Origin of the sequence: Bradyrhizobium sp. CCBAU 11361, assembly GCF_028128935.1 — a bacterium.
Classification (GTDB): Bacteria; Pseudomonadota; Alphaproteobacteria; order Rhizobiales; family Xanthobacteraceae; genus Bradyrhizobium; species Bradyrhizobium niftali.
Window position 1 is genome coordinate 99,115 of sequence record NZ_LBJZ01000004.1, and the last position, 16,702, is coordinate 115,816.

14 protein-coding genes are annotated in these 16,702 nt (G+C 57.2%); 2 read left to right on the forward strand and 12 right to left on the reverse strand.

Annotated elements, in window-relative coordinates:
- Nucleotides 1-37 precede the first annotated feature (37 nt).
- Together XI08_RS02090 and XI08_RS02095 are read left to right on the forward strand one after the other, a co-directional pair.
- The gene (locus XI08_RS02090) at nt 38-1,558 is read left to right on the forward strand and encodes an undecaprenyl-phosphate glucose phosphotransferase (RefSeq protein WP_271573155.1); all 1,521 of its coding nucleotides are present in this window, start codon (nt 38-40) and stop codon (nt 1,556-1,558) included.
- A gap of 147 nt (nt 1,559-1,705) precedes the next feature.
- Complete coding sequence (locus XI08_RS02095) at nt 1,706-2,890, forward strand: polysaccharide biosynthesis/export family protein (protein WP_271573156.1); 1,185 nt, start codon at nt 1,706-1,708, stop codon at nt 2,888-2,890.
- Between the two features lie 344 nt (nt 2,891-3,234).
- Here the strand turns inward: XI08_RS02095 and XI08_RS02100 are convergent, their stop codons facing one another.
- From XI08_RS02100 to XI08_RS02155, 12 genes are all read right to left on the reverse strand, one after another.
- Nucleotides 3,235-3,978 (reverse strand): hypothetical protein, encoded by a 744-nt coding sequence (locus XI08_RS02100; RefSeq protein WP_271573157.1) that lies wholly within the window; start codon nt 3,976-3,978, stop codon nt 3,235-3,237.
- Between the two features lie 10 nt (nt 3,979-3,988).
- Nucleotides 3,989-6,391, reverse strand: coding sequence for a polysaccharide biosynthesis tyrosine autokinase (locus tag XI08_RS02105; RefSeq protein ID WP_271573158.1), 2,403 nt, complete (start codon nt 6,389-6,391; stop codon nt 3,989-3,991).
- 106 nt (nt 6,392-6,497) lie between these two features.
- A complete protein-coding gene (locus tag XI08_RS02110) occupies nt 6,498-7,178 on the reverse strand; it encodes a hypothetical protein (RefSeq protein ID WP_135177776.1) in 681 nt (226 codons plus the stop codon).
- A gap of 67 nt (nt 7,179-7,245) precedes the next feature.
- The gene (locus XI08_RS02115) at nt 7,246-8,718 is read right to left on the reverse strand and encodes an O-antigen ligase family protein (protein ID WP_271573159.1); all 1,473 of its coding nucleotides are present in this window, start codon (nt 8,716-8,718) and stop codon (nt 7,246-7,248) included.
- The gene (locus XI08_RS02120; protein ID WP_271573160.1) at nt 8,718-9,716 is read right to left on the reverse strand and encodes an NAD-dependent epimerase/dehydratase family protein; all 999 of its coding nucleotides are present in this window, start codon (nt 9,714-9,716) and stop codon (nt 8,718-8,720) included. The genes XI08_RS02115 and XI08_RS02120 overlap by 1 nt, the downstream gene beginning before the upstream one ends.
- Complete coding sequence (locus XI08_RS02125) at nt 9,706-10,776, reverse strand: ABC transporter substrate-binding protein (RefSeq protein ID WP_271573161.1); 1,071 nt, start codon at nt 10,774-10,776, stop codon at nt 9,706-9,708. The genes XI08_RS02120 and XI08_RS02125 overlap by 11 nt, the downstream gene beginning before the upstream one ends.
- An 88-nt stretch (nt 10,777-10,864) precedes the next feature.
- Nucleotides 10,865-11,317: a hypothetical protein gene (locus tag XI08_RS02130; protein ID WP_271573162.1), complete on the reverse strand. Its 453-nt coding sequence runs from the start codon at nt 11,315-11,317 to the stop codon at nt 10,865-10,867.
- Nucleotides 11,314-11,790, reverse strand: coding sequence for a VOC family protein (locus XI08_RS02135; protein ID WP_271573163.1), 477 nt, complete (start codon nt 11,788-11,790; stop codon nt 11,314-11,316). Before XI08_RS02135 ends, XI08_RS02130 begins: the two co-directional genes overlap by 4 nt.
- 9 nt (nt 11,791-11,799) lie before the next feature.
- Nucleotides 11,800-12,039, reverse strand: a complete 240-nt coding sequence (locus tag XI08_RS02140; protein ID WP_135177770.1) for an acyl carrier protein — start codon at nt 12,037-12,039, stop codon at nt 11,800-11,802.
- A gap of 49 nt (nt 12,040-12,088) precedes the next feature.
- On the reverse strand, nt 12,089-13,222 hold the full coding sequence (locus XI08_RS02145; protein WP_271573164.1) for a hypothetical protein: 1,134 nt from the start codon (nt 13,220-13,222) through the stop codon (nt 12,089-12,091).
- Nucleotide 13,223: 1 nt separating this feature from the next.
- Nucleotides 13,224-14,663 carry an MBOAT family O-acyltransferase gene (locus XI08_RS02150; RefSeq protein WP_271573165.1) on the reverse strand — a complete coding sequence of 480 codons (1,440 nt, stop codon included), beginning with the start codon at nt 14,661-14,663 and terminating at the stop codon, nt 13,224-13,226.
- A gap of 48 nt (nt 14,664-14,711) precedes the next feature.
- Nucleotides 14,712-16,631, reverse strand: coding sequence for an HAD-IIIC family phosphatase (locus XI08_RS02155; protein WP_271573166.1), 1,920 nt, complete (start codon nt 16,629-16,631; stop codon nt 14,712-14,714).
- Nucleotides 16,632-16,702 lie beyond the last annotated feature (71 nt).

Here is a 16,702-nt window from a genome sequence, read left to right on the forward strand (position 1 = left end):
GGTTCAATTAAGCGTTGGCATTGTCAAGGAGGCGATTTTGTTCCCTCAAACCTCAACCTCAGCCGACGGTCACCGGGCGCCGGACGAGCCGGCGTCATTGGAGGGTCCAATCGACAATGCGCCGTTAATTGAAGATCGGCAAAATCGTCGCGTCGGCGTCAAAATCCCCTACTCCGCTCTTGCGCATCTGGTCGCGTCGTTTGACGCCGCGGTGATCCTGTTCGCGAGCGTGGTTGGGACTGAACTTTACCAAATTCTTGCCAATAGCGGCCTTGATCACCTTGAGCCAATGTTCGGAATTGGCCCTGTTGCGGCATTGCTTTATGTGCTGATTGGCTACTCGACCGGGTTGTACGATGTTCGTGCCGCGCTTGCAAAGAAGCAAAGGGATGCGGGTCGGATCTTCGCACAATGGACCCTGGTTATTCTTTTGCTTACGTCGTTGGCGTTCTTGATGAAGAGCGGTGCCGTCTACTCCCGCGGCTCTGTCATCTGTTTCAGTCTGCTTGCGCCTCTTCTGCTGGTCGGTTGTCGGCGGTTTGCCAAGCGCATCGTGGCCGGTGTGGTGGCTGACGGGCAGGTCGAGGGTCAGCGTGCCGTTTTGCTGGGCACAAGCGAGGAACTGGCCGCACTTGGTCTCGAAGAATTGCTGGAAAAATTTGGCTTTACCGAAGTCGAGCGCGTGGCGTTCCCGGCCGGACGAGGCGGGTTTGCGATGAGTACGGGCGAGGCCGCCACGCTAGAGCACGCGATCGCGGTTGCACGCATTCGAGGGGCCGAAGCAATCGTTTTGGCATTTCCTTGGAGCGATACCCGCAAGGTCGAACTCGTGCGCGATGGGCTTAGGATCTCGCCGCTTCCGGTTCGATTGTTGCCGGACCGGCGAATCCGCTCGCTGGCAGGAAATCCCTCGTTCAGATTGCAGAACTCGCTTTCGGTGGAAATTCAGCGGGGACCGCTGTCGCGGGCGGAACAGGCATCCAAGCGCCTGCTCGATATCGTCGGAGCCTTGGTCGGGCTGGTCGTGTTCGCTCCCTTGATGATTCTGAGCGCGATCGTCGTCAAGCTGGACTCACCTGGACCGGTCTTCTTTCGGCAGAAACGCAACGGCTTCAACGCGAAGGAGTTTTCCATCTTCAAGTTCAGGACGATGACCGTCATGGAGGATGGTGCCACGGTTGTCCAGGCCAAGCGGTTTGATCCGCGGTTCACCAGGTTTGGACGCCTCCTCCGTCGAAGCAGCATCGATGAGGTTCCCCAACTCATTAATGTCCTGATGGGGGACATGTCGCTGGTGGGGCCGAGGCCGCATGCGCTGGCGCATGATAGCCACTATGGCAGATTGCTGTCGGAATATGCGTTCCGGCACCATGTCAAACCGGGCATTACCGGCTGGGCCCAAGTCAAGGGCTATCGAGGCGAGACCGCCCTCGTGGAGCAAATGAAGGGACGCATCGATTGCGACCTCTGGTATATTAACAACTGGAGCCTCGCGCTGGACTTCAAGGTTCTCTTGCTCACCTGTCTGGAACTTACAAACCGCCGGAATGCGTATTGAGCCTGTGTGCCGAAGTGGCCTTGCGCCCTGTAACTGCAATGCAACAACTTCCGGGTTTCGTCGTCGCGACGGGCCTTTTCAGCCCTCTATTCGTTGACTCACTTGAGGAATTCACTGAGTTTGCGGGCTGATAAATTGGGGACTTGGGTGTTGTTGAAACGGGGCTTCGTTCTGGTGAGTGTGTATACCGCGGTCCTGCTCAGTTCGGCGGGGTGCGCGATTATGCCGATGTCGGGTCCTGAGGACCACGTCATCAAGAGCGAGCGGACGGTCAACGGCCCTGACTACGGGCTGGTGAAGCTCACCCCCACCGTCGTCGACATCGTCAGGGAATACGGTCCTGGAGCCATTGCTGGGTCCTTCCCGGATAATCGTCCGCCGCCCTCCATCAAATTCGGTATCGGCGACGTCGTATCAGTATCGATCTTCGAAGCGGCCGCAGGCGGCCTCTTCATTCCGGCCGAGGCTGGCGTTCGCCCGGGTAACTTTGTTTCGCTGCCCAACCAAAATGTCGATTCTGCCGGATTCATCACGGTTCCGTATGCGGGTGCGATCAAGGCGAATGGTCGTACGCCAAGTGAGATTCAGCAGGACATCGTCAAGGCGATCGGGAATCGTGCCATCGAACCGCAGGTGGTGGTGTCACTGATCACCCAAAATACGTCGCTGATCAGTGTCCTCGGGGAGGTCAACACTCCGACGCGTCTCACCGCAAACGCGGCCGGCGAGCGCATCCTGGACGTGATCTCCCGGGCCGGCGGTCCGAAGGGGCAGGGATGGGAAACCTGGGTGACGCTTGAGCGTCACGGAAAGCGCGCAACGGTTCCCTTTGGAGCCCTGGTTTACACCCCGGCGAACAACGTTTGGGTGCATCCCGGCGATACGATCTACGTCTATCGCGAACCGCAGATCTTCCTGGCCTTTGGCGCGTCGGGATCACAGGGGCAGTTCCCGTTCGATATGTGGAAAATCAACATGGCCCAGGCCATGGCCAAGGCCGGAGGTCTGCTGGACGCTCAGGCCGAGCCCAGTGGTGTCTATGTCTACCGCCGGGAGCCGCGTGAGCTCGCGGAGCGGCTGGGAGTGGATTGTTCCAAGTTCGTCGGTCCCACCGTGCCGATCGTCTACAACGCGGATTTCAGGGATCCGGCCGCCTACTTCCTTGCGACCAAATTTGACATGCGGGACAAGGACGTGCTCTTCGCGGCCAATGCGGCGACGGTTGATACGGCCAAATTCCTACAGTTCGTTCGTGTCGTGATCGCGACTGCTAACGATACGATCGTTACGGCGAATAACGCCCAGATCCTCAAGCTCAACTTGCGGCAATAGTGAGCCCCGCGCCACGTACCATTTACGTGGCGCTTTGGCTGGGCAAATATCCGCAAGCGAACTTGTTGCGGTTGACAGGGGGCAGGTCACGCCTCAAGCCAGCAGTTGCTGGGTAACCCGACTGGCTGCGCGTCTATACTGGTTACCTACGATCGCATAGGTCCAAGCGAACTCGCTTCTTTGCGGCTCCGTTTCTCCGGCTCCGTCCAAACGTCCAACAGCTGCAACGTCCCAGTCGCATTCTTCGTCAGGCTGCCGCTCTGTCAAAATTTCTTAGTTGAGGGAGTGGCCGAGTTTTTATTGGCGCCTGAAATCGGCACAGATCAGGCACGGTTCGAGCGCCGCTAGTATCGCCAAGGCCTGAACTCGCGGGGCTCCACGCCCGGAATATCGGCGATCAGCCCTTCACCCCTCAGTGCGCGGTCTAGTTGAAGGCGAAAATCCAGTCTTACTGTTGCAAGGCCGGCCAAGAGCACATCGTGGTGTCTCCATCCGGCCCCTTTCAGCACCTTGACCGCGTCGCGGATCAAGCCCGTTCGGACCATGGCGACAAATTCCTTGCGGGCACTCTCCTGCAGGTCAGCTGGAAGCACGTCATAGATCGCCAGCACATATGGGCTGCGCAAAGCAATCCAGCCCTCATACGGCGCAAGGCGATACGACATCCGCAATTCGTCGAGATGCTCGCTGACCTGGCCGCCCTGATTGATCGCGCTCCAATACTCAATGAACCATAAGAGCCCGTCGGTCGGGACGCAGCCTAGGGCTCTTCTTACAGACGAGCGAAGCGAGCTTAGGCGCTCATTCGCAAGGCGCGCATCAAGGGAGCTTACAGCCATCTCATAGAGACGCAGGCGGATAATCGCCGCTGCCCTGATTTCGCGAGGGTTACAGGTTGCCCGATTTTCGGCGGCAGCCAATGCAGTTTCGGCAATCGAATTCCGCTCAAACACCGTCCCGGAGAGAACCGCGTTGGCAATGTTGTCCAGCTGCACGTCCTGAGCTGGACCCCAAAAAAACATTACGGCCCAGCCTGCTGAAACGAGGGCGATCAGTACGAGGATTGATCTGCCAACGGCATTGGCCATTCGCTACCGGTTAGTCCACGTACCCGTATCGCGAGTAATATCGATTGCGGTAATAGCCTCCGCTGTGCGTATCGTAACGGCTCATGGCGGCGACGTTCACCTTGTTGAGAACCGCGCCCATAAGGCGCTCACGGACCATTGGGGTTTCTTGGATGACACGCTCGACGACGTCGACCTTCGATTTCGCCCATTCAATAACCAAAATGTACGAGTCGGCCAACGTACCTGTCGCGCGCACGTCGATAACCGGCGCTAACGGACTGAGGTCCAGGATGATGCGGTCATATTGCTCGCGCAGATCCTGAAAGAACTTTTGCATTTGCGCGGAGGCCAACAGGTCGCTCGAGTTCGAGAACCGTGATGCTACCACGCACGGCAGGAAGTGTAGATTGGTCTGCGGATCGACCCAGAGCGCGTCCTTTAAGCCTACCTTCCCGAACACGACCTCGATGAGACCAACGTCAGCCGAACGACCAAGACGGTGGGTTAGACTTGGATTACGAATGTCGCCATCAATGAGAAGGGTGCGCAGTCCGCTCTGCGCCGTGGTTTGAGCCAAAGCCTCGCTCACCGTCGATTTCCCTTCGTTGGGAAGAGCTGAAGTGATCGCGACGACCTTATGAGGTGAGCCGTAGTTGCTCAGATCGGTCGCCAATTTGATCGAACGGAACGCTTCCGCGAACCGCGAAAATGGCGAATTGATCGCGAAGCGCCCAACGCTGTCGTCGATTCTAAGCTGACGATCGCCCGGGCGGGTCCCATGAGCCGGTCCCGCCTCCATGGTCCAGCTCGGCTGACCCGTGGCAACGGTCGGGCGAGAGCCCGGCATCCAATCGCGCGCGAACGGCAACCATCCCTTGAGGCGGCTCAGCGAGCCATTTGCGCCCTGGTCTGCTCCGAAACCAACGATCGGGACAGAGGCGAGACAATTGGTCTGGATCAGTCTTTCGACCTGATGGACGGTTCGGAATACGCGGTCGAGCATTTCAAGGAAGATCGCAACCATACCTGCGAGAATGCCGCCACCGACGATACCCGCCAAGAGAACCAAGGCCGTCTTGGGGGAAGTCTTCGGCGAAGATAGCTCAGAGGCCTGAGTGATGACCCTCGCCTCCGTCATCGGGAAGGATTGCTGCTGCACCGAGACCATGTAGAGCTGCAGGAAATTATCCGACAAGGCGCGGGCACTTTGCGCGTTGCTTTCCAAATCCCTCAACACGATCTGCGCTTGGCTCGTATCATTTGATACGGCGATCGTATCGTTGAGGCTCTTCTGGCTCGCTGCCTCGCGAGCGTTGGCGATCGCAAGGTCGCTCTTGTAGGCTTCAGCGGTCCGGCGAAGCTCATCTAGGATGGAATGCCGGATCTCGCGCATCTGATTGCGCAAATTTACCACAGCAAGGTGGGTTGGGCCGTAACGGTTGGACCAGTCGGACGCCTTAGCTGCGTAATCAAGATAAGTTCCGCGCAGTTTCGTAATGACCGGATTGGCCATTGAATCATTGACGGTTGCCAAATCATTCAAAATGACCTGAGAGTCGCTCTCATCGGCATTGAGAATTGCGGTGATCCGCTGCAGCTTGGCTTCGGCCTCCGCGCGCTTTCCGCGAGCCTCTGTCAGTCCGCTGTTAATCTCAGCGAGTTGTTGCTCAGTCAGCAGGCGCCCGCCGGCGTCCACGATATTATTCTTGGCCTTATAATCGGCCACCGCGCGTTCGGCAGAGGACGCCTGAGCACGAAGCTCCTTCAAACGATCTTGGAGCCAAACCGCGGCGCGGCGCGAGGCCTGGTATTTTGATTCCAAGGTATCGGTAATGTAATTCTCTGCGACTGCATTTGCTATTCGAGACGCCAGATCACGCGAGAGTGATTGGTATGATATTTCGATGACGTAACTTTGGGCGACGCGCTTGATGGTCAGCCCGCTTACAATCCGCCCGATCGCCGTTCGCATGAGTTCGTTATCGGAGGGCTTCTCTTCCGGGAAGAGGCTTGCGAAGAGCTGGGTTACTCCGCTTAACAAACCCGCGTCCTCGCGCATAAACTGCGGAGAATCCAAGAGCCGCAAATCCTTGATGACCGCCGAGGCAATGGTCTCTGATTTCAAGACCTCGACCTGGCTATCAACCATGGCGGTGTCGATCGGAATGTCTCCTGACGCTCCGACCTGCGTTTGCAGCCCCTGCATCTTGCGGCTATCCATCAGAAGGACGGCGGTGCCGGTGTAGCGCTTGGGTGCGGTCAACAAGTAAACCCCCGCCATGCCAAGGCACAACAGCACCGTGATGATCATCACCGGGTATTGCCGACTGATCAGGCCAAGGGCTACAGAAACGGTGTGCTCAAACGACGCCGTATCGTCGCTTTGGATTTGCGTCGAGGCATGAGCATTTGGGATTCGTGTTTGAAGCATCCGGCCGGTCTATCCTGACTGATATTCGTCGCGGCTACTTAAAATCAAAGCGACCGCATCCGAACGCCGAAAAATTCGGATGGATCGTTGGAGGAAGGCCAAAAGCTCAGCACGAACCTGATACGGTACAGACGATCGCCGTGGTCGTTCCGCCCGCTGAGCCCGCCCCGCTAACGCTTGAACTGAAATAATTTGTCGGATTGTTGGACACGCTGTTGGCGACAAAAGTTTGAAAGGACGAGCCGGTAGCCGATGTTCCGCCCGTCGCTGACGTTTGGCCGCCCACGCCGCCCGAGGAACCGGTTGTGGCGCCTGAGAGAGCGACGCTTCGGGTTGGATCGTTTCCGGTAAGCGCCGCGTATTGCGCGTTGGCATCAGCCGATCCTGCGGCACCCAAGTCACCCTGGATCTCCAGGGAAAACGTCAAATCGGTCGTCTTGCAGACGTTCGCCGCCTTTCCGAGGCCGGTGCCAATGGCCTTCTGCAGCGCGGAACTCGAAGGCCCCTTGTTTTCCAGATCCTTCAAAATGGCCAGCACCGCAGGAAGCGCCTGAGGATAGGACGCCACGAAGGTTTGTACATCGGCGGCTACGTCATCTGGGCTACGAGGTCCATTGGGTCCTTCGAGCAACGAGGACGGATTAGTGGTAAAGGCAGCTGCCTTCTGGGCGGTATCAGGATCGTTCACGCAAGCGGCGAACGCGCCTTTGGGCAGACAGAACGCAAACGCACAAAACATGGCTGAAAACATCAGCTTTGACGACAACCGGCGTCCCGTAATGCTCATAATTCCAGCCTCTTCCGACCTGCTAATTTGGTGTTTTTAAAAGAATATTAGGCAAATGTACAGCCGCTCAGGACCTATTGAAAGGATGGGTTAACGCGTTGGCTCTACTCGAAAATGATTGAGCCATGCCCATGCCCAAAATGGGGCAGATTGCCAGAGCGAAGCCAGGAACTTGCAGCGGAAAATCAACCTGCGAATGAAGGATCGCCAATAGGCCAATCCAAAAGGCCGCGGTCGGGAGGATCGCGTCACGGTTACGCCCTAACATTCCTCGGACCAGGACGACCAAGGAAACGAGCCAACCGATCCCCAAGAAAAGGGCGAAGGGAATGCCCATTTCGGCGGCCGCTTCGAGCGTCGAATTATGCGCCTGATCCCAGACCCCATATGACGCAATGTCGCCGCTTCGATATTCTGGAAAGACCCAGCGAAAGGTGCCCAGGCCAGAACCGAGCCAGGGAAAGTCTCTGATTATTTCCATCGTCGATGCGTAGGCCTGCCAGCGACCCGAATCAAAGAATCCTTGCACGCCGAACCTTCGGTTGACCATGGGCGCGAGGATCGAAATGACGCCGACAATCAGAAGCATGGCCGCAATCGGAAAAATCCAGAGCAGCCCCCGTTTCTGCAGCCCCCGGCGAAAGTAGGTTCCAAGCGCACCGGCCAGGCACAGCAGCGCTAGGACCGAGCCCGCGCGCGATCCCGTCAGCATCGTTGTGGAGAGCATTGCAAAGCATGCCAGCAGACCAAGAGTTCTTAGCGGCGAGAAGGTGTGCAGGCGAGACCTGACCCACTCGCGCCACGGAAGCGGCGGTTCGCTGGGGCGATCTCCTCCCATTGCAGCGAAGACAAGAACCCATCCAATGGTTGCGGCCCCGAAATAGCAAGCTGCAACATTCGGATTGATGAAGGTTGCAGTGAGCGAACCCAAATAGTTGTACTTCCGGTGCCATAGCAAATAGTCCGGCCAGAAACTATGGGCGATCAGTCCATAGATAGCATAGGCCAAGGTCGAGCCCAAAAATGACACCAGCAACAAGCGGGCGGTGTGCCGGTTGCGGCCAACTAGATACCCGCACAGCATGGACAGGAGGCAAGCGATCTGCGATCCGGCCGAGAAGAAGGGCTGATTGAGGGCTACAGAAATCGAGCCGCTCAATTGCTCGCCCAGGACTGCGGAAGTCTGCCCCCAAATTGGGGCCGCCAGTCGGCGAGATAGCAGCGACGTTTCACTCAATTGCTCGCTGACGACGAATACCCAAGATAACGAGATCGCGGCGAATCCGCACAGGAAAGCAAGGTCTCGCGAGCTAATCTCCTGCGGGACCGTCAGCAAAAGCACCCCGGAAAGCAACAACACCCAAACCGCGATAATTCGCATATCCATGGATGCGAAGGGAAGCGGTGCCAAGGCAATCAGGGTACAGAGACCCGATGCTGCGAGCATCGCTGGATAACTAGGCTTCTCTTCATCGCCGATTGTACGAACATCCGCTCTGCTCTTGATCAAGGATTGTTGATCGCGACCAAGTAACGACATCAATCGAAGTCCCTTAGAGCCGACTCGCGCTTCCATTCGACAAGCGAGCTCTCCAGATCGTACGAAAATTTGAAGCCGCTTTCGACAAGTCGTTTAGGCAGAATGTTCGTCGAGAACCATAGCTTCCTTACGCGGTCCCGATTGATGCCCGTCTTGAGGCCAGCCGAATGCAGGGCTTCAAAGGGAAGTACGGCGAGATTCATGAACCAGATTGGAATGGTCAGCCGCGGTTTTCTGTAGGCAGCGACGCACGAGAACGCAGCGCAGATTTCGCTGATTGTATATCTGCGCTCAAAAGAGAAATTATAGATGGACACACCGTCATGCTGGTTCGACATGTGCATCATGGACGAGACGAGATCTTTTACGTAGCCGCACGATTTGATCGTGTCTGTCCGCCCCGGATAGACAAAGGAGTTCCTTTTCAGCAGCCGCGAAAGCCTGGTGAAGTTTCCCCGCTCGTGAAGTCCGTAGATGACGGCGGGGCGAACGATCGTGAGCTTCCGATCAAGGGCTTCGGATTGCCAGAGCAGATGGATTTTCTCGGCTGCGAGCTTTGAGCGCCCGTAAGCGCTCACGGGCGCGGGCGTGGCCTCTTCATCAAGGGCTGCTTCGCTTGGTCCGTAGATCGAGATGGAACTTGTGAAGACTATGTTGCTGCAGCCAATCGCGTTGGCGAATCTGCAGACGTTCACGGCTCCAAGAACGTTCGTATAATAGTAATCACCGTCCGGGTGCCCCGGGGTAACATGGATCGCAGCGAGGTTGAAAATGTCGGTGGGGCTCCCGTCCGAAATGCCGGGATCGATGGTCTGCCGCACATCATGGTGCAGGTATTCGACGCCGGCTACATTGGCCCTGGGCTGGCCGATGTCGACCGATACGACGCGCTTATACCTTTGCGATGCCACGAGGCATGTTGCCAGATGGGTTCCAATAAAACCTGCGCCGCCAAAAATGATAGCTTGAGTAGCGTTAGACATCTGATCAGCGCTCATCGCGACTTAGGTTATTCGCCTCGCTACGATAGGCCTCTTTCAGAATGTCGTAGTTGACCGCGCGGGTCAGATCGACCGTTTCTTGTAGGAGACGTCGCTGCAAAAGCTGTGCATGAAGCACGTGAATGCGCCTCTCATCCAGCTCACCAAACCTTGTCCCATAGGGTCGCAAGAAACCACGCTGCGCATCCATGAGTCGAGCAATCAGCGGCCGCGAAAGAGGCGTATCAATAGAGTTGGCGATGATGGGGATTGTTCGCTCGTAGTCGGCGTATGCAGCGTTCCAGCCCGCAGCGGTCGCGATGACGAATTTCTCGAGACTGCGCCGCTTACCGAGGGTGCGCTCTTGAACAAAGTAGACTGGTCCTGCTGCGCGCACGCCATAGGAGGCGGGACTTAGCGTCTTGTACCCTATGTTCCTCCGCGCCAACTCCTGACCTTCAATGTCGAGGCGACCAAGAAGCACGTCTATTCTCCGGTCCAGCAGATCCTGCAAAGGGTCCTCACTTTCGATTGGGAGGAGCTTGCTTTGTGCCAGGGAGTTCTTCGCAACAAACTCGTAGAGAACGACAGAAAGCTCGGGTCCCCTCTTGTACCCTATTCGCTTTCCCTCCAGATCCGATGGCCGCAGCAGCGTGGTGTCGGGCAGGGTAAAAAACTCGACTGGACTCGCCGCATAGCATCCGGCGAAGGCGACTATTGCGAGCCCTTCCGATCGCGCTTTGAGGAACGCCGCAGCCGATGCGATCCCAATGGTATTCTCGTCGACCGCAACTGCACCTATTGCGTCAGCGTCTCCCGAGCCGGCCACCACGCGCACGCTAAGCCCTGCCCGCGTGAACAGACCGTCAGAGGCGGCCAGAATCGTTCCGCCCGACGCGGGCGATATGGCGCGATTGAGTTGGAGGGTATACTCCGCGGCCGGAAGCTCTCCCCCTTGGCTTGGGGAGGAAGTCAGCGACATGAAAATGAACGCGGCCAATACGCAGGCAAGACTAAACCCGGCAACGCCGCGCGACGTGAAACGAGCCGTATAGGCTTTGGGTCGAACTCTCTTCATCAGTGTGCCCGTGCTCGGGGACCCGAGCCAGTGGATATCGCGCGTCTTAGGCATGCAGGCGAGCCTGAGCGCTGCGGCTGCAAGAAGTTCAGTATAGCTCACGATATTCATATCTGAAGGAAGTTGAGCCGGCCCCAACGCCCAACGTTCTCTGTAACCTCTCATATCCCCCCAAAGGTACATTAATGCAATCGTTGCTGCCGGCATAGCAGACTCGGACTTTGATCGACTGGCCGCATATGTTGTTGATGATAACGATCTGATCAATGATTTTGGGGTTGACGATTTGCGCGCGCGTCATGGGGTGGACCGCGATGCAGGCTCGGCCATCCGGCGTCTTGTGTGGCGGCGCGTACGTTCCGGTCATTCCCTGAAAGGCATTGGGAGGTTGCGAAGCAACTCCCGTGCCACCGGAAACGGGCGCGGTCGTTCTTCCGAGTTGAGCTTGAGCCGATCTGCCGGAGATCGCCAGCGCGATCAGCAGTGCTCCGAAAACAACGCTGGCTTGCGTTGGAATTCTTCGAATGGTCTTGCTTGTCATCGACTGTCCATGTGCCGGACATTTACGGTCCCAGGCGAGCCAGTATGCAAAATCTCGATGAGACCGAAACCTGAAATATGGTGAAACGAAACGTGCTGGCCACCGAACAAAATGGCTGGCGTGGGGGGGCTAACCGTTAGGATCTCCATGCCAGCGGCCGAAAGGGCGGTAAGCGCCGCGTCAGCGTCGGCACATGCGTAGCATAAATGGTAGATCATCGTGCCTGTTTTCTTGATCAGCCTGTCGATCGGAGAGGGGCCATCACCAGGCCAAATCACCTCAACGTCAGGCATCATCGGATGGTGGCGCATGGCAAGGTTGACCCGCTGGAGTGGGTCAAACGCCGAATTCCCCGCGCGATAGCCAAGCGACGCCAGATACCGAAATGCGTCATCCGGAGAGGCGACAGCCAAGCCGAAATGATGAAAGGCGAGGTTAGCCAAGGCTGGAGCAATCTCGCTGGATTCCGACAACTCGGTCTCTCAGCTCTTCTTCTGGATCAGTTCGACGAACTCGCCAACGTTCTTCAATCCGCCGATCTCAGATGCGGAGAACTTCACGCCAAAGGATTTCGAGACCGCCAGAACGAGACGAATGTGAGACAAGCTATCCCAGCCGTCAACGTCATCGGCCGTGGTTGCCGCTGTCAGGGCGAGGTCGTCCTCATCGAGCACGTCGCGGAAGACAGATGTGAGCTTCGCGTAGATTTGAGCTTGATCCATAGTGAATATCCTTAACGTCGATGTTCGCGCATTGACCGTTGGTGACTATTCAATGATCGGACGAGGCTGCCGTAGCCTGTTCGGGAGCTCTCGATGAGACCTTTGGCTTGTTAGTCTTCTCCTGACAGGCAAAAGAACTCAAGATGCCAGCCAATCTTTCCGACCAGATGTTGGCCAAGTGTCGCTTTGCATGCACCTCGTCAGAGTAATCCAAATTTCCGTCAAGATCGCCCATCGATATTGAGATGAAATTTGATCGTTCCTTGAACTGCCCGGACAATTCCTGAAGCTTTTGTTCGTAGCCGAGCTGATACGGACTTGCGTCGCGGTGCCACGACGGGATCGGAAGATCGACGAGTACGACCCGCTCTCCCGAATCAAGTAACGACGCAACCGTGCTCCTCAGTAGGTTGAACTGCGTCTCGGAAATCCCACTCTTGAACCCCATGCTTTCCTGCCAATATTCTAGGGCCTTTTTCTTGTCCTGTTCCGACATCACCGCAGCCTCACGTTCAACCTCGGTCCGTTGTGCGGACCGGCGCCCGGTCAGGAGCAGATTGACGCCCGTTCTGGCTTCGCGTGCAGCCTTCTCGACAAGGAGAAGCGGGCGAATTGCCATGACGCCGGCATCCAGCCACTTGGAAGGTAGGACCGCGACGGGGCCATTGGCGGTCCGGCGGTAGAAGCCGTATCGGTACTTCTCAATATCGAGGTCGGATTCTCCGCGATTCCGATCGGGATCAGCAAATCTGATGTCGGAATCCGCAAACATCCCATACCAAACCCCAATGACGAACGTATTGTGCGCAGCACTGGGCCTGCTCTGCGTCTCGCGCACAAGATCGATGACCTGAGCAACCTCCGATATGTTTGCGCCGCCCATCGCGAGATTGCTAACCTTGGCGCACGCCAGTTTCGGCTGGATGAGCTTCTGGATGAAGCCGACGGCCGTGTTGGAGGCTCCTACGATAAGCACCTTGCTGTCCGGAGTGTCGAGCACGCTGCGCCCGAGGAACACGTACTTCGGCACTGTCATGAACAGTGTGCGCTCTGCCACCTGAAAGTCGCGAGGCCCTCCGTGCGAAGGGTCTGGGAACACCAAGTAGGACAGGCCGCCAATCAGAACATAGAGAAACGCGAATGATGCAAAGGTCAGCGCGGTCTGTCGAAGGATATATCTCAACTTAGAACGCCTTGTAGACGAAGTCGGGAGACTTATGGAGCAACGCGGTGACCGCGACGATGACCATCATCTGGCTCGCCAGCGTCAGGTTTCGGCCGACAAGGCTGTCGCGCGCGGTTGCCAGAAAGGCTGGCGCGGTCAGGCGGGGGGCGACCCGATCAGCCAGCCACCAGAACAGTCCAAACGCAAACGCAATCCCGGCAAACGCAGCCGACATCCCGGCAGGGCCAAGCCGGCCAATCAAACGCGTGAAATCGGACAATTCAGGCGTCCACAGACATGTCAAGGCCAACACGAAATAGCTGATTGTGACGCCGCGCGCAAAATAGACGTAGCCCAAGGTCTCGGTCATCGTCCTGTAGCGCTTCTTTCCAAGGCGTTCCGCGCAGGCGACCTGCCATAGCTTGTTGATGCTAGCGCCAGCCCCCATCAGCAATCCGTAGACGACGAACACGGCCGTGGTCCCGTGCCAAACGCCCATCACGAGAAACGTGACGAAAAAAGCGAAAACGCCAAGATAGGCCGTGAGCGCGGGCGCAGGAAAACAAGACATCAGGAGCATGACGAGCGGATTGAACAGATAGAACTTGAACCACTGTGAGAGCGTCATGTGCCAACGCTGCCAAAACTCGAGGAAGCTGCGGGCAGAGAAAGGTTTGTCGAAGTTTTCCGGCAGGGTCTGACCGAGTAGCACCCCGCTGCCGAGAACTATGTCCATGTATCCGGAGAAATTATAGTACAGATACACGGTGTAGAGCGAAGCGGCGGCAGCATAGAGCATGCACAGCCTCGCGAACGACGGGTCGCCAGCCTGAAATAGCTGCGGCTTCAGGAACGAGAACGCGTACTCTGCCACAGCGGCGATGATCACAAATTTCGCGTAGCCGGCAACCACTCTGGAAAAGGCCCGGAATACGGCGTCTGCGTCGAGCTTGACAACGGCGATCCCATCTGCGGCGCGAAAGTCCTGATAGCGCTGGATCGGACCGGACACAAAGCACAGAAAATTGCACGTGTAGCGGAAGAATGCGGTCGGCCCGATTCGCTCTTCGAGGTCCCCCGAATGGACATCGACCATTATGTGCAGGATTCGGAACAGGATATAGGACAGCCCGATCGTCAAATATGGAAAGGGGAGACGACCGAGATCATCGAAGAAGGAAAACCGCTTCAGGAAGACATAGCAGGCCAGAACGCCAAGGACCGCGAGACCCAGCGCAAGCGAAGACTTCCAGACGGAAAGAATCGAAACGCATGCATAGCCCAAGAGTAGAAAAGCAAGCAGGGGCAGGATCTGGATGTAGTCGGTGAGGTAACTGGCGATGAAGATTGCATTGCCGAATCCGAGCACCAACCTGCGATACGGAACGGACTCGCTGATGTGATAGGCGAGAATGACTCCGGCCAGGAAAGCGAAAAACAGTGGAGATGTGAGGCTCATCGACGATCAGCTCGGGCGTAAAGGCTTGCGGGAAAAAGATTGGTTGGCTTAAGCAGGCTGCAGCTGCAGTTGTTCACGCTCCACAGTCATCGGCAGGTCGCCGAGTTCTGCATCGGTTTTCAGCTCCCATCGGCTGCTGCCGTCGGAAGCGGTTTCTATCCGCGTAAATCCAAGCTTTCCATAATGTTCGGCGACCATCTCGTTTCGCTCGGTTGGAACGTAAAGGCCTTCCAGGGTCGAGATGCCTGCAGCGCGTGCACGGAACAAGATCTCAGCAAGCACCGCCTGTTCGACGCACCGTCCCAGCACTCGGCAGCTCATTAGCCAGGTGTCGATGGTCCAGGTGCCCGGGCGGGACGGGCGGCATATGACGACACAAATGATCCCGTTGTCGCCGAACTTATCAAGCAGTCGGACGTGCAGCGTCATCGCATCACCGTCGTGCTCGAGCTGTTCGATCTGGGGCTCGGTATAACGGCGAGTGGTCAGATTGAACTGGTTGCTCTTGTTGATCAGCTGTGTAACGCGCGACCTCGTCGTGCGATCGAAGGAGCCGAACACGATACGCATCTCCAGCGACCGCAGATAGGACTGAAGGTCCGAAGTCTGTCCCTGCAAATTCAAGCGGCGGGCGTTTGCCTGATACATGTCGGCCCGCGCGCGATCTTCATCGGAAAAAGCGATCGCCTCAAAATAGCCTGCTGCCGCGAGGGTGCGGGCGTAGCTGGCGGGATCGCTGTCCAGTTCGGGAACCGCCACTTCAGGGATTTCGCGCCGGATCAGGCCGCGCTCGACCGGATTGTCGTCGAGGAAAACGAAGGAATCCAGACCAAGCGCCAATTCCTTTGCGATCGCACGTATGTTGGTTGCCTTATCATCCCAGTTTGCCTGGAACACGGCGATGTGATCCTCCTTCAGGAGCATGTCCGGATGTTCCTTGAAGGGACGCCGTGCGATCGCATCCGTATTTTTCGAACTTACGGCCAGAACGACGCCACGTGCACGCAAGGCGAGGGCAATCTGCTGGACCGACAAGAACGCTTCGCCTGTGGCGTCGCCTTGCGCGATCTGAATTCCTTCAAGTCCATCGTCACCGATGATGCCGCCCCAAACTGTGTTGTCGAGGTCGAGCACGAGGCATCGGCGACTCTTGCCGCGCATCGCTCCAATGATCCGGCAGATGTGATCTGCGTAGAGCGGAACGTAATCATCGGAAAATGGCAGTTTAGCCAAATTCCATTGTGCCGGGGAATGCCAGTTTGCAAGGCCAGCCGTTTCAGCAACGCCTGCAACGTCGAGGAGCAGATCATTTGACTGGAGGACCGCCTCGCACACCTTTTGATTGAAGCGATCAACGAGGTTTCTGCTCGTTCCGCTCAGCGCGCGATCGAAGGATCCGAACAGCCCTTCTGGAGGAGCCGCAAGTGTCTGGACGATGCAGACAGCGCCGCTGTTGCGCGCAATCGCCGCACGAATGGTGTTGAGGAGGCCGATTGCGGCGTCGATGGTCTGAGCGGCAACCTGTTCGTTGCCAGGGCTGGGTTGAAGCGCAAGGCCTCTGTGATCGAGCGCAACCAGGACTGCATCTGGTCGGGATGTGTTGAGACGTGAGTCCGGCTGCAAGGCGTCCTGGAGGAATTGATCGTACGCACCGGTGATGCATTCGAGGGCAAAGCCGTGGCGCGCGGCCGTCGCAATCAGGACGGGGACCATGAGATCCAAGGTGCCGTTTCCGATCAGGCCAAGCCGAAATGGAGCCAACGGTTGCAGGGACCGTCCCTGCTCGCGGGCCGAGACAATCGCGCGTCCCAATCGCGAAAGCTGCCGCTCATCCAGCGCATGGGTCGCGAGAAACCGGATTTGGTCTCCCAACTCGGTCCCGGTCATCAAAAGGTCTTTGCAGCGAGAAGAGAAATCCTCGGGCGGTCTTGGAAGCCAAGACAGTTCCCGATACAGTTCAGCGGACATCGTCACTTCCAAGTCTACTTCGTAGATTTGTAGTTGTGCTAGCAAATCGCGTACCATGCCAGTTAGGTCAG

Coding starts and splice junctions, on each gene's coding strand:
- XI08_RS02100 (WP_271573157.1), bottom strand. CDS start 3,978: ATGGCCAATGCCGTTGGCAGATCAATCCTCGTACTGATCGCCCTCGTT.
- XI08_RS02105 (WP_271573158.1), bottom strand. CDS start 6,391: ATGCTTCAAACACGAATCCCAAATGCTCATGCCTCGACGCAAATCCAA.
- XI08_RS02110 (WP_135177776.1), bottom strand. CDS start 7,178: ATGAGCATTACGGGACGCCGGTTGTCGTCAAAGCTGATGTTTTCAGCC.
- XI08_RS02115 (WP_271573159.1), bottom strand. CDS start 8,718: ATGTCGTTACTTGGTCGCGATCAACAATCCTTGATCAAGAGCAGAGCG.
- XI08_RS02120 (WP_271573160.1), bottom strand. CDS start 9,716: ATGAGCGCTGATCAGATGTCTAACGCTACTCAAGCTATCATTTTTGGC.
- XI08_RS02125 (WP_271573161.1), bottom strand. CDS start 10,776: ATGAAGAGAGTTCGACCCAAAGCCTATACGGCTCGTTTCACGTCGCGC.
- XI08_RS02130 (WP_271573162.1), bottom strand. CDS start 11,317: ATGACAAGCAAGACCATTCGAAGAATTCCAACGCAAGCCAGCGTTGTT.
- XI08_RS02140 (WP_135177770.1), bottom strand. CDS start 12,039: ATGGATCAAGCTCAAATCTACGCGAAGCTCACATCTGTCTTCCGCGAC.
- XI08_RS02150 (WP_271573165.1), bottom strand. CDS start 14,663: ATGAGCCTCACATCTCCACTGTTTTTCGCTTTCCTGGCCGGAGTCATT.
- XI08_RS02155 (WP_271573166.1), bottom strand. CDS start 16,631: ATGTCCGCTGAACTGTATCGGGAACTGTCTTGGCTTCCAAGACCGCCC.